This window comes from Micromonospora sp. NBC_00898 (assembly GCF_045207895.1).
GTDB lineage: Bacteria > Actinomycetota > Actinomycetes > Mycobacteriales > Micromonosporaceae > Micromonospora.
This window is the reverse complement of record NZ_CP108775.1, coordinates 3,721,697-3,733,838: the sequence shown is the minus strand read 5'-3', so window position 1 is coordinate 3,733,838 and position 12,142 is coordinate 3,721,697. Positions and strand designations below refer to the sequence as shown.

The window sequence follows — 12,142 nt, the reverse complement described above, 5'->3', positions numbered from 1 at the left end:
GGGCGACGACATCGCACACCGGTGGGGTCGCGGTTGTGGCTCGTCGCGTTTGGCGGCCAGCGGAGACGCCGTCGCCTCGGCGTGATCGGGTGCGCACATCTGCCGCTGGTCCATCGCTACCCCCGCGTCACGGGATTCCGGGAGCCAGCGTTCGATCATGCCAGAACATCGATGTCGGAAGACCCGTAAGGTGTGGCGAATGGGGTGGGAGGCACTCGGGCAGTGGGGTGAGGACGTCGCTCGCATCGAGCCGCTCGCTGGCGGAGTCGCCAACGACGTGTGGAGCGTGCGCGTCAGCGGGCACCTCGCGGTCGGCCGTCTTGGCGGCAGGAGCGACGCTGATCTCGCGTGGGAGACCGAGCTTCTCCGACACCTCGACCGTGAAGGTCTGACCGTGCCGGTGCCGATCTCGACCATGGACGGCCGGCTGTTCGCCGATGGTCTGGTGGTGATGACCTACCTGGAAGGCGGACCGCCCGAGACGCAGGCCGACTGGCGTCGCGTGGCCGGCGCGCTCCGCGAGCTGCATCGGTTGACGCAGGGCTGGCCGCAGCGCCCAGGTTGGCGATCGTCGACCGACCTCCTGCACGCCGAGACCGGGACGAAGATCGACCTCGGTGCGATGCCCCTTGAGGGCGTTGCTCGATGCCGGGCAGCGTGGGCGCGGTTCGCCGGACGTCAGACATGCGTCGTGCACGGCGACCCTAACCCTGGCAACGTCCGCATGACCGCGAATCAGGTCGCGCTGATCGACTGGGACGAGGCGCACGTCGACGTGCCCGACCTCGACTTGGTGCTGCCCGACAACGCCGCAGGACTCGACGACGGTGCGTACGACATCGCCGCGCAAGCGTCGGCCGCGTGGGAGGCCGCTGTCTGCTGGGACGACGAGTACGCAGTCAAGCGGCTCGCCGAAGTCCGAGCGGTCTGAGAACGCGTTCGAGTAGTGGACCTAATGGCGGTCGAGTGAGCACATCTGCCGCGGATCGTGAGCGCCGACCACCTCGGGATCAATCAGACATATTGCGACCTTGCCCGGACCGTGACACGGGCGGGTGGTATCCGTCCGCGTCGGTGTCTGGCATGGAGGTCAGACTTCGGGGCATGGAGTTCTTCTGCTACCACCGCGACCGGCTCGGCTCGGTGGCGCTGCGCGACGAGCTGCTGGAAGAGCATTGGTCCTACATGGACCGTTACTCGAGGGAAATGATCGCTCGCGGCCCGACCCTTGCCGTCGACGGCGACACGCCCACCGGCAGCGTGCACATCGTCGACCTGCCCGATCCCGCGGCCGCGCGCGTGTTCGCTTTCGACGAGCCCAACTATCAGGCCGGCGTGTACCGGGACGTGCTGCTGCGCCGGTGGCGCAACACGCTGGGCCGCACCATGTGGGACTTCCCCGGAGGCCGGACCGGTGGTAACCGGTACCTGGTGCTCGGCCTCGGCGCGGGGCAGGCCGCCGACCTCGCGGTGCCGCCCGACCTGGACGAGCTGATCGCGTACGGGCCGCTGCTGTCCGACGACGGCGCCACCTGGCTGGGTACGGCGGCGCTTGTCCGGGCGCCGGATCCGGACAAGGCGCGCGCCGTGCTGACCGAGGACCGGTACGCCGACATCGAGGTGCACAACTGGCAGTTTGGCGGGCGGCCGTCATGACCCGAGTCTGGCCGTGGACTTGGTCCAGCGTGTCGACAGGCGTGCATGCGGCAGGCGGGGGCTGCTCGGTGTTGTCTGGCTTCGTCGATGCTTGTCAGCTTCCCCGGGGCCAAGATCGAACGTCCGGATCTGCCGCGATCCGCGCGCTACGCGGCGTCACGAAGTGCTGACTCGGCCGGCATACGCAGATGCCGATGTGAGTGCGCCCTTGGACGTGAGTGTTAGCCACAGCGCTCGTTGACGAACGAGTCGCGTGACACCACCTTGGAACGCTTATGGTCGATCGGGGCTAGCACCTGGCCTGCTCCGATCTTCGGCAGGTCATCGGTGGTGAAGGTGACCGCTGGTGCCCTCGCACCTTCAGGGCCACTGGCTGACGAGTCGAGGGTGTAATGGTGTCCAGGATCGATCGATGTCAACGGTTCAACCTTGAAGCTGTCGAGGCCGGTGCCGATGACCTCCTCCTCACTGGAGGTGATCTCCCAGCCGGGTCGCACCGTGCCAAGCAGCTCCACCTCGACGTCCTGAACCCGCCCCGGCAGCGTGACCGTGACGGACCACCGGTGCAAGGCACCGTCCACCGTGTCGTCATTGAGAAACAGATCGACGCTAACTGTTGATCGTTCGCAGACGACGATGACTGCCGTCGGCCGCCCAGCAATCATGGCCAAGGCCGCATATTGCATCGGATCCGGACCGAGGTAACAGGCGCCCAGCGAAATCCATGCCATGACCGCAGCTGCTGCCACCGCGACCGACCGCCTCATAGTGGAATCCTCGGTGATCGCCATTACGTTCCGATCACAGGCCGGCGTCAATGCGCTCACCGCGTCAGGAGCTACGACGCCTGGGGCAGTCGATATTCGCTCATGCCGCTGGTCGCGCGGTCGTGCCGAGATCAGTGCACCGTGACGGCAATGCAAGAGGAAGCTGCCCGAGGCATCAGCCCAGGAGCGCGGTAGGAACTGCCAGGTCCTCCGAGGCGTAGAGGTCTGCGATGGCTCCGGGATCGTCGGTGGCGCAGACGGCGGCGATTGCGTCGATGAGTTCGTCGTAGTCGGGGCCGGTCTTGCCCTTGTAGGAGGCCTCCATGCGTCCCCACTCGTCCCATGGCAGCATCTCGACCTTGTTTAGCGCAGCGAGATCCTTGATCGCGTTTCCCCGGATCTCGGCCGGCCCCCAGTTTTCGGTGCCGTACACGCCGAAGTGCGTGGCATCGATGTCGCCGTCCCGGAAAGCCCTCCACGCCTCGCCGCCGGTGAGGAACTCGCCACCGGCGAGGTCTTCGGGATTCGCCACGAGGGAGCCGCCCAGAATCTCGGAGTCGATCCGCACCCAGCGGCCGTCGTGCCGGTACTCGGTGATCCAGTGGTCCACACCCTGCCCGGGTTGGAAATACGTGGCGAAGCCGCAGCGGGCCCGGGCCGCGATTCCGCGGTAGCGCAGCAGGGCACAGCTGAGCACGGCGAAGTGGCGGCATGTGCCGATCACCCGCCGGTCGGGGTCGCGTGCGACGGTCAGCCGGGCCGGGTCGAGGGCGAGTAGGGCGCCGATCAGGCGGTCGACGTGACGGAGCTGGTTCTCCGCGAACCGCTCGTCGGGGACGCCAAGGCCCTTCGCGTCCGTCGGCTGGATGACGAGGTCGTGAACAAGGCGGCAGACCTCGACGGCCCCGCTCGGAAGATTCTCCAGCGCCGGCTCGTGGATCGTGTCGATCCTCGTCAGTGGACCTGCCCCGGCGTAATCGATCGTCCCCGTCATGCCGGCCATCGTAGGCACCGCCTCCGAGAGCTGTCGGCCCCTGACCACTGCGATAGCCGCACGGCGTACGTGAGATGGAAGCCACACCAAACTGCGGCCAGCCATCGCCGTACGCGCATCTGCCGCTGGCCGTGCGATCGTACCGAATTGAGTGCGGCACCAGCGGCATCACGTCTCGTTCGCGCACCCAGACGAGTCGGTCGTTTAGTGCCAGCGGGCCAGCGAACACCGCCCAGATCACAACTCCGTGGAGCAGTCATCGACTTCGCCGGCGGCTCCCACCACGCCAACCCCTGGGCCGCCGACCTCTACCGGCGGGCCCGGGCTCGGGGCCACGACCACCCCCACGCGCCCCGAATCCTCGCCTGCGCCTGGCTGCACGTGATCTGGCGCTGCTGGCAAGACGGCGTCCCCTACGACCCCACCCGCCACCGCGCTCTGCAGGCCGTCCTCGCCGCCACCACTTGACACAGGGCTACTCATGCCGCAATCCGCGCGCTACGCAGTTGCGGCAAGTCGGCGCCGTCAGCGCACTGACATGCCGATGAGGCTGATCCTCAATCCTTGGCCGTGCCCTGGTGGTGGCGCTCGGCGAGTTGCTTCAGGTTCAGTAGCTGACGTCGAGCCATGACCAGGTCGCCGACGGACAGCCCGAGGGCGGCCCAGCGGGTGGTCTGCATGACGACCTTGAGCAGCAAGCGCGTGCCGTGCTCCTGGGGCACGAGAACGTAGGACATGAAGGCGCCCATGATGGTGCCCGTCAGCTGTTGCCCCGGGTCGACCGAGACGATCCTGCCCAGCTCCCGCCCGCCAGCAGTAGTGAATCTCTCTCCGACTTGCGGCTCGGGAAGGCCTACCAGCTCTCGAGGTGAACGGCGGCCAAGGTTGTCGATCCAGTCATAGGAGTATGGCGCAAGCCTCACTTGTGCAACCCACGGCCACACCACTTCGGCAGACGCCTCGACGCGCACACCCCGCCACGCCTGCAGCGCGGGTGAGGCGACGAAGTCGTCGCACGGATAGCAGCGCAATTTCTCGCTGTCGGTCACGCCCCACCGGTCACCGATCATGCATCCATCCTCCACGAACGCCCGGCATCCGGATCTGCCGCGATCCGCGCGGCACGCAGCGTGACGGCTGGAGCTGCCGCTCGCCATCCGGAACTGCCGATGAGCGGGCGTCGGAGCGTCCGTTGGGGTGGCTGCAACCCCACAGTCGGTGCCGGTTGGGGAGCAGGGTCAGGTACGGGTCCGGCGTTGGTGGCCCCGTCCGGGATGCCACGACTCGATCACGAGGTGGTCCGCGGGGGTACCAACATAGGTCAGCACGACTTCGGTGATGTTGAGTTTAAAGAACCCGGCGCCTTGGTGAGGGTTGTCGGCTGGTGGGTCGACCTGTGCGGCGGTGCCGGCGAGTTTCGCGTCTCCCGGCCATCCGTCCGCATCGTCCCCGGGCGGTTCGACGGTCGGGTTGTGTACGGCGATGCGAGGGTCGCGGCGCAGGTCGAGCAGCTCCAGCCGCCCATCATCCCGAGGGTCACCTCCCCGTCGTCGAACTGCAGTTCCGAGGCGCTGATGCGGGGTGAACCGTCCTTGCGCAGGGTCGCGATGGTCTTGTTCGTACCCATCGCGAACCTGGCGCGGACGCGCGCCGCGCAGTCCGGGGCATCCTTCTCGATCTCCTGCCAGTTCGTCACGACGTCATCCTCCTGGTTGCTGGTGATGCTCGACTATTTCCGGTTGAGAAGCGCGACCGCTGGTAGCGCCACGAGTGAGCCCGCCAGCCCGGCGAGTAGCGTGTACCCGCCGGTGGACAGGACGGCGGTGGAAGCCAGGCTTGCTGTGGCCGCGACTGCCCACACTGCCGCGTCGACGGCGCCTTCCACCTGCGCCCGCTCCGCCGCTGGTAGGCCGCTGGCCAGCCTGCCGCTGCCGCCGATGAAGCAGAGATTCCAGCCGTAGCCCAGCAGGAACAACGCCGCGACATGCAGAAGAGCCTGGCTGTGCGGCGTGGTCGCGGCCAGCGCGGTCGCGATCGCGAGGGTGAGCAGTCCGGCGAACATGACGGGTCGGGAGCCGACCCGATCGAGCAGCCATCCCGTCAGCGGTGACAGTGCGAACATGCCCAGCGTGTGTGCGGACAGGGCCATACCGACTGCGCCCAGCTCCTGGTGGTGTAGGTGCATGTCCAGCGGCGCCGCGGTCATGACCGCGACCATGACCACCTGTCCGGTGGCCATGACGGCGAACGCCGACCGGGCCGTCGGGGTCCGTACCAGGTCGCGCAGAGGGACGCGCGACTGCACCGGCTCCGGCTGGCGAACCGGTAGCGCGAACAGCGCGGTGGCGGCGAGCGCGCTCGCCAGCGACGCGAACAGGAACGGGCCGGATAGTGCAACCCAGCCCAGGTGACTTGCGGTGACGCTCACCGGCGCGAGTAGCAATGGCCCGCCAACCGCACCGACGGCGCCGGCCCAAACCATGGTGCCGATCGCGGATCCCCGCCGCTGTACGGGGTAGAGGTCGGCGGCGGCGTAGCGCGACAGCAGCGCACCGGCGTTGCCGAGCCCGAGCAGCAGCATCCCGATGCTCAAAATGGTGATGTCGCTGCCGGCAACGGCGGGGATCGCGAGTGCTCCGCCCACCGTCGCCGCCGCATACCCCAGCGCGAGGCTGGCCCGCCAGCCCCAGCGGTTTGTCGCCCGGGTCAAGACAATGGCGCCGATTCCGGTACCGACGATGCCTGCCGTGTTCGGAACGCCGCCCCAGACGGCACCGAGCCGATCCGCGGCGACGATCGTGCTCACCGGGCTGGCGGCTGCCATGGCGGCGTTCATCAGGGCGGCTGTGGCGAAGAGCGTGGCCGTGGCGCGCCCACGCGTTGTCATTCGAGCATGCGGCGGCGAGGTGATGAGCATGCGCCTACGTTAGGAAGGTCCGCCGTTCAGCTACATGGGCCATGCACACTGATCAGGTGCGATTGGCTGTTGATTGCAAGGCAAAACCGCGGAACGCTTGCCGTATGAGCAGACTGCTGGATCAGACGGACTGGCGCATCATTGCCGAGCTGCAGCGCGACGGACGGCTGTCCTACAACCAGCTCGGGCGCCTCGTGAACATGTCATCGCCCGCGGTCGCCGAGCGGGTGCGCCGGCTCGAAGAAGCCGGGGTGATCGCCGGCTACCAGGCCCGGATCGACCCGGCCCGGGCTGGCCTCCCGCTGACCGCGTTCGTTCAACTGCGGTGCGCGCTCGGCCGCTGCCTACTCAAGACCACGGGCGCCGATGACTTTCCTGAGGTCGTGGAGGTGCACAAGTTGAGCGGCAACTCCTGCACCATGCTGAAGGTACGCGTGGCGTCGATGCCGCACCTGGAAGGTCTACTCGAACGCCTCGGCGAGCACGGCGAGATGAACTCCCACATCGTCCTGTCAACCCAGTACGACGGTCGGCCCGTACAGCCGCCGCCAGCCGAGGCCCGCACCACCACGCACTCTCCCGGCTGGGTCCGGTAAGCGACCGCCCCTCTCAACGCACGACTCCGCGAGCCGATCTACCGGAACGCTCACGGCGCCAACGCTCAGCCCCCGGCCCGCAAGCCTCCCGGTGCCCCTCACGGGTCACCCACCGGATAGAGCGCCACGTACACACTCAATCACGTCTGCCGGGTGTCCACTCCTGCCGGTCCGCGAGTCATTCACCAACTTCGATGTCCATCGAACATCCGGTCATGGCCGCAGAGCGCGCGGTCGTGCCGATGAGTGTGCATCTCCGGTCAGTTGCCTTGGGTGCTGAACACCTGGTCGACGCCGTTGTCGTCGTCATACTGATGGACAAAGCCGAGCCGTTCGTACAGTCGGCGCGCCGCGCTGCCCCGATCGATGGCGAGCCGGAAGGGTCTGGCGTCGCGATGGGCGTCCATGACCTGACGGAGGACCTGATCGCCGATGCCGCGACCCTGCACCGACGGATGAAGGTAGAAGTGCTCTATCCATTGCGCATCGCGCTCAGGCCGGACGGCGATGACACCGACCGGCTGGCCATCGATCTCGATCACGTCGGTGTTCGCCGGGATGAACGTATCCAGGAACCGTTGCCGAGCCCAGTCCTGATCCCAGATTCCCAACCGCTCGAGATCCGGGCGCATGGTTAGTGCCTTGAGGTCGGCGAGCCACTGTCCATCCTCTGCCGTTGCAGGACGGAGCGTCCAAAACTGCAGCATGATCGGCAGTATCCCACAGCCGGTCAGTGCCGGCCCGCGTCCGCTACCGCCGCTCCAGGCTCTAACGCACGCTCATGCCGCCGACCGAGCGCCGGCGCTTGGCCGTCCCATGACCGTCTGCAATCGCCCTACGGCTGCACGCGTGCGGTAGCTGTGTGCGGAGACCGACTCCCGGAGGGCGCCCGGATCAGCGATACGGTTCGGGAGTGCTTCCCAGCGTCGCTCAACAACCGCTGATATTTCTCGACGTAGACGGCGTGCTCATCCCGTTCAGAGGCCGGCCGGCGAGAAGGGATCGCCCTTCGACCGGGGTCGAGGCGAACGCAGAGGCACCCGACGGCTGGGGCAATCCTCTCCTGGATCGGCTTGACCCCGATGACGGACGGCGCCTGCTGGCCCTGGGATGCCGGTTGGTCTGGGCCACGACATGGATGGCGGAGGCAAACGAGATCCTCTCGCCACGGCTGGGCCTTCCGGCGCTCCCAGTGGTGGAATGGCCGGACTCCGATGAGGAACCAGAGCACGGTCTGCACTGGAAGACGGTGTTCCTCATTCGGTGGGCGGCAGGCCGCCCATTCGTCTGGCTTGATGATGAGATAACCGACGCTGACCGGCGATGGGTGGCCGCGCACCACCCGAGGCCGGCGCTGCTGCACCGTGTCGACCCATATGCGGGACTGACCGATGCAGCATTCTCGGCGGTGCATCAGTGGCTCGGGCTACGTAACGACGGCGCTTGATCAGCTGCACGCTCATGCCGCGATCCGCGCGCCCGATCAGCGTCCGGTCGTGCCGATGAGATGACATCCGATCTTCCAGGGCAGGAGCGTCTACTAGGGCGAGGCCGGCTGCGTCGCGTGTTGTCAATCTGCGGGTGCCGGCTCGGTGGGCCGCGGCGTGAAGAAGCGGATGATGTCGTCGGCTGCGGTGGGGGACAGCATCATTGCCTGGACTCGTGCGGACATTTCGGCGATCGGGTGGGTTCTGATGAACATCGCCTCCTCGTACGTCCGGATCGCCGAGTCGGGGTCGGCGGGGTTGGTGGCGAGTTCGGCGGCGAGTTCGGCGGCGTCGAGCATGGCTTGGTTGGCGCCCTCGCCGACCGGCGGCATGAGGTGCGCGGCGTCACCGATGAGGGTGATGCCCGGCTGGTGGGCCCAGCGTGTACCGGTGGGCATCGCCTCGATCCTGCGTGGGGTCGGCGGACTGTCGCCGGCTTCGATGAGTGCGGTGAGGCTGGGGTTCCAGCCATCGAACATGTCCAGCAGAGCGCGCTTGCTGCGGTAGGTGTCTATGTGGCGATCGTCCGCGCGTAGGGAGATCCCGACTCGGATGCTGCCGCCGCCGAGGCGTTGTGCTGCCAGGATCTGGTTCACGCCGATGCACCAGAGGTTTCCGGGGCCGACCAGATCGGCGAGATCCGGGTGGCGCCGGTCGGCGTCGCTGATGCTGAGCTCGGCCAAGGTGGCCACGGAGGACAGTGTCGCGTCGGTCAGCAGCGACCGGACGACCGAGCGTGCGCCGTCCGCGCCGATGAGGACGTCGCAGTCGGCGCTATGGCCGCCATCGAACGTCAGCCCGAAGCCTCCGTCGGGTCGTGGCGTCGCCGCGACGAGCCGGTGCTGCCACATAACAGTGTCGGCGGGGAGTGAATCGAGCAGAAGATCACGCAGTGCGCTGCGGTCGATCTCGGGGCGTCCGGAGAATGAGCCGGGTTGTGGCTTGTGGTGCACGAGGGTGCGTCCGGCCGGGTCGAGGATGCGATGTTCCTCGCCCTCCGGCCGTGCCTCGGACCGGAATCGGCCGGCGAGGCCCGCATCGGCCAGGGCCTGTTGCCCGGACTCCGGGTGCAGGTCGAGCGATCCGCCCTGTGATCGCGCGGATCGGCTTGCCTCGCGTTCGTACACCACCGCGCCGATGCCGTGCCGGTGCAGGATTCGGGCCAGCGTCAGGCCGCCGAGGCCACCGCCGGCGATCGCAATTCGCATCATCATCTCCGTTACCGTACGCTGTAACTTATGGATACGCCGTACGGTAGCGCACTGCTGCCCGTCTGGGAACGGCCCGAGCCTCAGCCGCGGGCGGCGCCGGTGCCGCTGAGCCGCGCGAAGATCGCCGCCACGGCGGTCCGGCTCGCCGACGCACACGGCCTCGACGGGCTATCGGTGCGCAAGATCGCCAAAGAGCTCGGTGTCGGTCCGATGCGGCTCTACGACTACGTGATCAGCAGATCCGAACTGCTTGATCTGATGGTCGACGCCGTGTATGCCCAGATCGCCGAGGCCGGCCAGCACTCCGAGTGGCGCGCCACGGTACTGGTCATCGTTCACCGGACCCGCGATGCCGCTCTTGATCATGAGTGGTTCGCCGACCTGCTCGGCGGAAGGCCACACTTAGGACCTCACGCGCTCGCCGTGGGCGAATCGACCGCGGCGGCGCTCAGCCAGGCCCCTGGCGTGCGCGGTATCGACGATCTCCAGCGGGCCTTGGGCGCCCTCAACGCGTTCATCGTCGGAGCGCTCCGCAGGGAGATCACCGAGCGACGCACCGCCCGTTTAACCGGCACCGACGTGTCCGCTTGGCAGGCCGCCCTCGGGCCCTACCTGACACGCATGCTCGAAACAGGCCGCTACCCCACCGTCGCCCGGCTCGTCATCGACGGCGCCCACCTCAACGCCGAGGAAACCTTCCACCACAACCTGATCACCATCCTGGACGGCATCACCAGCCATCCCCACACGTGACCTACTACTCGCAGGCCAGTACCGGCTGAACACCGATACACCTCGATCAGACATCCGGATCTGCCGCACCCCGAAGAAGGTGGCGGCGGCGGCGCGTGTCTAGCTGAGTGCCTGGGAAGCCAGCGCCTCTTGGTTAGCGAACGCAATGAGGACACGCGAGTCTGACAGAGTTGCCTGCTTCCTCAGGACGGCGTTTGCGCCGCGCGCTCCTAGGGCATGGCCTATGCCGCCGCCCGGCCGCCCCTCATGACAAGGCAATATGGCGCGTATGTCCTTGCCCACCCCCACGCTGCACACCGCTCGCCTGCTACTGCGCCCCGTGACCAGCGCAGACGCAGACGCCCTCTTCGCGATGCACAACAGCGCCTACGTGCTGCGCTACTGGGACGCGCCGCCCTGGAGCGAACGAGCGCGCGCCGAACGCTTCATCACGGCTTGCCAGCAAATGGCGGACGAAGGCAGCGGGGCGCGGCTGGCCATCGACCGTGTTTCCGACAGGGCATTTATCGGCTGGTGCAGTCTGACCCGATGGAACCCCGACTATCGCAGCGCGTCGATGGGCTACTGCCTCGACGATGCGGCATGGGGCCACGGCTACGCGACGGAGGCCGCGCGCGCCGTGCTGCAGTGGGCATTCGACACGCTGGACCTGAATCGAGTCCAGGCCGAGACCGATACGCGCAACACGGCATCTGCTCGCGTCCTGGAAAAGCTCGGATTCGTGCGTGAAGGGACGTTGCGGGAAGACTGCGTCGTGAACGGCGAGGTGTCGGACTCGTGGGTGTACGGGCTGATCAGGCGGCAGTGGCGCCCGTCGTCCGGGTCGGATCCTGGCCGCTGAATGCTTTTCGCCAGCGAGAGAGCGCCCAGCCTCTTGACAAGCGGACGTCGGCCGCGGGCTTCACGGTTGACGGCCTGTGGAGCGTGGCAGGCGAGGGACCTTCAGCCCAGAATGGGGCCGGGCGCACCGCGCCGGGATCGTCGACTCCGGGACGTCGACCGCTTCCGGCGCAGAACTTCCGCATCTGCCGCTGTCCGCGCGTTGGTAGCGCGTGGCGCCGTGCACTGTCATGCCGAAGAGCGGATGTCCGATCTTGGCAAGTTCCCTTGTCTACGCCATCGCCAGTAGGGCGATGCCCATACCCGCGCTCATCACGCCGTGGCGGCCGGCGGTCCAGCCCGGATCGAGAACCGGGCCGGACCGCCGACCGTAGCGCCGACCAGTCCAGCGGACGCGCCACCGCGTCCGTCGTTGTCGCCGCGGACAGAGCAGCGAGGTGCACCCCGCGGCCCACCCACCAGAATGCGGCGAGCACCAGGCTGCCTCCGAGCAGCGCACTGACCCATCCGGCACACCCGACCTGCGCATGACGCATCCCGGCCATGTCCATGCCGCCGTGACCGCCGGGTGAGGCGTGCCCGTGTATCGAGGCGCCCATCCACACCATGGTTCCCGTCGCGGTGGCGAAGAACGCCGGAACCGCACGACGTCGCGACGTCCGCGCCGCCTGCACCAGGAACCACCCCGTAGACATCATGAAAACGACAATCCAGACGGCTGCCGGTACCGCCGCGCCCCACGGCCAGATCATCGCGATCATCGATAGGCCCATGGCCGAGTGCAGTATCTCGGAGAGTCGATGCTCCGCCACCAGGGAAGGCCACGCAGGGGATGGGCGCAGGCGTTGGAGCAGGTGAGAGATGGAGGCCCCGCCGAAGGCCACCGTCAGCAGCCATCGGAGGGGATCACTATCGGTCATC

The 12,142-nt window shown here is 67.6% G+C and carries 15 protein-coding genes; 7 read left to right on the top strand and 8 right to left on the bottom strand.

Annotated elements, in window-relative coordinates:
* Window positions 1-199 precede the first annotated feature (199 nt).
* Together OG799_RS18220 and OG799_RS18215 are read left to right on the top strand one after the other, a co-directional pair.
* Window positions 200-931: a phosphotransferase gene (locus OG799_RS18220; protein ID WP_406036392.1), complete on the top strand. Its 732-nt coding sequence runs from the start codon at window positions 200-202 to the stop codon at window positions 929-931.
* A gap of 173 nt (window positions 932-1,104) precedes the next feature.
* Window positions 1,105-1,656 carry a YciI family protein gene (locus OG799_RS18215; RefSeq protein ID WP_406046319.1) on the top strand — a complete coding sequence of 184 codons (552 nt, stop codon included), beginning with the start codon at window positions 1,105-1,107 and terminating at the stop codon, window positions 1,654-1,656.
* A 221-nt stretch (window positions 1,657-1,877) separates the two neighbouring features.
* Here OG799_RS18215 and OG799_RS18210 read toward each other — a convergent pair whose 3' ends face one another.
* Together OG799_RS18210 and OG799_RS18205 are read right to left on the bottom strand one after the other, a co-directional pair.
* Window positions 1,878-2,447 (bottom strand): hypothetical protein, encoded by a 570-nt coding sequence (locus OG799_RS18210; protein ID WP_406036391.1) that lies wholly within the window; start codon window positions 2,445-2,447, stop codon window positions 1,878-1,880.
* 151 nt (window positions 2,448-2,598) lie between these two features.
* The gene (locus OG799_RS18205) at window positions 2,599-3,417 is read right to left on the bottom strand and encodes a transglutaminase domain-containing protein (RefSeq protein WP_406036390.1); all 819 of its coding nucleotides are present in this window, start codon (window positions 3,415-3,417) and stop codon (window positions 2,599-2,601) included.
* Between the two features lie 207 nt (window positions 3,418-3,624).
* Between OG799_RS18205 and OG799_RS18200 the strand changes: the two genes are divergently transcribed.
* Window positions 3,625-3,885 (top strand): hypothetical protein, encoded by a 261-nt coding sequence (locus OG799_RS18200; protein WP_406036389.1) that lies wholly within the window; start codon window positions 3,625-3,627, stop codon window positions 3,883-3,885.
* Window positions 3,886-3,974: 89 nt separating this feature from the next.
* On the opposite strand, the gene OG799_RS18195 is transcribed toward OG799_RS18200, so the two are convergent.
* From OG799_RS18195 to OG799_RS18185, 3 genes are all read right to left on the bottom strand, one after another.
* Window positions 3,975-4,487 (bottom strand): polyketide cyclase, encoded by a 513-nt coding sequence (locus OG799_RS18195; RefSeq protein ID WP_406036388.1) that lies wholly within the window; start codon window positions 4,485-4,487, stop codon window positions 3,975-3,977.
* A gap of 251 nt (window positions 4,488-4,738) precedes the next feature.
* The gene (locus OG799_RS18190) at window positions 4,739-5,113 is read right to left on the bottom strand and encodes a pyridoxamine 5'-phosphate oxidase (RefSeq protein WP_406036387.1); all 375 of its coding nucleotides are present in this window, start codon (window positions 5,111-5,113) and stop codon (window positions 4,739-4,741) included.
* Window positions 5,114-5,146: 33 nt separating this feature from the next.
* On the bottom strand, window positions 5,147-6,334 hold the full coding sequence (locus tag OG799_RS18185; RefSeq protein ID WP_406036386.1) for an MFS transporter: 1,188 nt from the start codon (window positions 6,332-6,334) through the stop codon (window positions 5,147-5,149).
* Window positions 6,335-6,438: 104 nt separating this feature from the next.
* Here OG799_RS18185 and OG799_RS18180 point away from each other — a divergent pair, with 104 nt between their 5' ends.
* Entirely contained in the window at window positions 6,439-6,930 is a 492-nt protein-coding gene (locus OG799_RS18180; RefSeq protein WP_406036385.1) for an Lrp/AsnC family transcriptional regulator, read from the top strand.
* A 260-nt stretch (window positions 6,931-7,190) separates the two neighbouring features.
* On the opposite strand, the gene OG799_RS18175 is transcribed toward OG799_RS18180, so the two are convergent.
* Window positions 7,191-7,637 (bottom strand): GNAT family N-acetyltransferase, encoded by a 447-nt coding sequence (locus OG799_RS18175; protein ID WP_406036384.1) that lies wholly within the window; start codon window positions 7,635-7,637, stop codon window positions 7,191-7,193.
* Between the two features lie 206 nt (window positions 7,638-7,843).
* Between OG799_RS18175 and OG799_RS18170 the strand changes: the two genes are divergently transcribed.
* Window positions 7,844-8,377: an HAD domain-containing protein gene (locus tag OG799_RS18170; protein WP_406036383.1), complete on the top strand. Its 534-nt coding sequence runs from the start codon at window positions 7,844-7,846 to the stop codon at window positions 8,375-8,377.
* 123 nt (window positions 8,378-8,500) lie between these two features.
* Here OG799_RS18170 and OG799_RS18165 read toward each other — a convergent pair whose 3' ends face one another.
* Complete coding sequence (locus tag OG799_RS18165; RefSeq protein WP_406036382.1) at window positions 8,501-9,625, bottom strand: FAD-dependent oxidoreductase; 1,125 nt, start codon at window positions 9,623-9,625, stop codon at window positions 8,501-8,503.
* 30 nt (window positions 9,626-9,655) lie between these two features.
* Between OG799_RS18165 and OG799_RS18160 the strand changes: the two genes are divergently transcribed.
* The gene (locus OG799_RS18160) at window positions 9,656-10,381 is read left to right on the top strand and encodes a TetR/AcrR family transcriptional regulator (protein ID WP_406036381.1); all 726 of its coding nucleotides are present in this window, start codon (window positions 9,656-9,658) and stop codon (window positions 10,379-10,381) included.
* A 259-nt stretch (window positions 10,382-10,640) separates the two neighbouring features.
* Window positions 10,641-11,222, top strand: a complete 582-nt coding sequence (locus OG799_RS18155; RefSeq protein ID WP_406036380.1) for a GNAT family N-acetyltransferase — start codon at window positions 10,641-10,643, stop codon at window positions 11,220-11,222.
* On the opposite strand, the gene OG799_RS18150 is transcribed toward OG799_RS18155, so the two are convergent.
* Window positions 11,176-12,141: a DUF5134 domain-containing protein gene (locus tag OG799_RS18150; protein ID WP_406036379.1), complete on the bottom strand. Its 966-nt coding sequence runs from the start codon at window positions 12,139-12,141 to the stop codon at window positions 11,176-11,178. The genes OG799_RS18155 and OG799_RS18150 overlap by 47 nt on opposite strands.
* Window position 12,142 lies beyond the last annotated feature (1 nt).

Bases quoted from the DNA above. Each gene is read 5' to 3' on its own strand.
- OG799_RS18165 (WP_406036382.1), bottom strand. From the start codon at position 9,625: ATGCGAATTGCGATCGCCGGCGGTGGCCTCGGCGGCCTGACGCTGGCC.
- OG799_RS18185 (WP_406036386.1), bottom strand. From the start codon at position 6,334: ATGCTCATCACCTCGCCGCCGCATGCTCGAATGACAACGCGTGGGCGC.
- OG799_RS18195 (WP_406036388.1), bottom strand. From the start codon at position 4,487: ATGATCGGTGACCGGTGGGGCGTGACCGACAGCGAGAAATTGCGCTGC.
- OG799_RS18160 (WP_406036381.1), top strand. From the start codon at position 9,656: ATGGATACGCCGTACGGTAGCGCACTGCTGCCCGTCTGGGAACGGCCC.
- OG799_RS18155 (WP_406036380.1), top strand. From the start codon at position 10,641: ATGGCGCGTATGTCCTTGCCCACCCCCACGCTGCACACCGCTCGCCTG.
- OG799_RS18180 (WP_406036385.1), top strand. From the start codon at position 6,439: ATGAGCAGACTGCTGGATCAGACGGACTGGCGCATCATTGCCGAGCTG.
- OG799_RS18150 (WP_406036379.1), bottom strand. From the start codon at position 12,141: ATGACCGATAGTGATCCCCTCCGATGGCTGCTGACGGTGGCCTTCGGC.
- OG799_RS18215 (WP_406046319.1), top strand. From the start codon at position 1,105: ATGGAGTTCTTCTGCTACCACCGCGACCGGCTCGGCTCGGTGGCGCTG.
- OG799_RS18220 (WP_406036392.1), top strand. From the start codon at position 200: ATGGGGTGGGAGGCACTCGGGCAGTGGGGTGAGGACGTCGCTCGCATC.
- OG799_RS18175 (WP_406036384.1), bottom strand. From the start codon at position 7,637: ATGCTGCAGTTTTGGACGCTCCGTCCTGCAACGGCAGAGGATGGACAG.
- OG799_RS18210 (WP_406036391.1), bottom strand. From the start codon at position 2,447: ATGGCGATCACCGAGGATTCCACTATGAGGCGGTCGGTCGCGGTGGCA.
- OG799_RS18205 (WP_406036390.1), bottom strand. From the start codon at position 3,417: ATGACGGGGACGATCGATTACGCCGGGGCAGGTCCACTGACGAGGATC.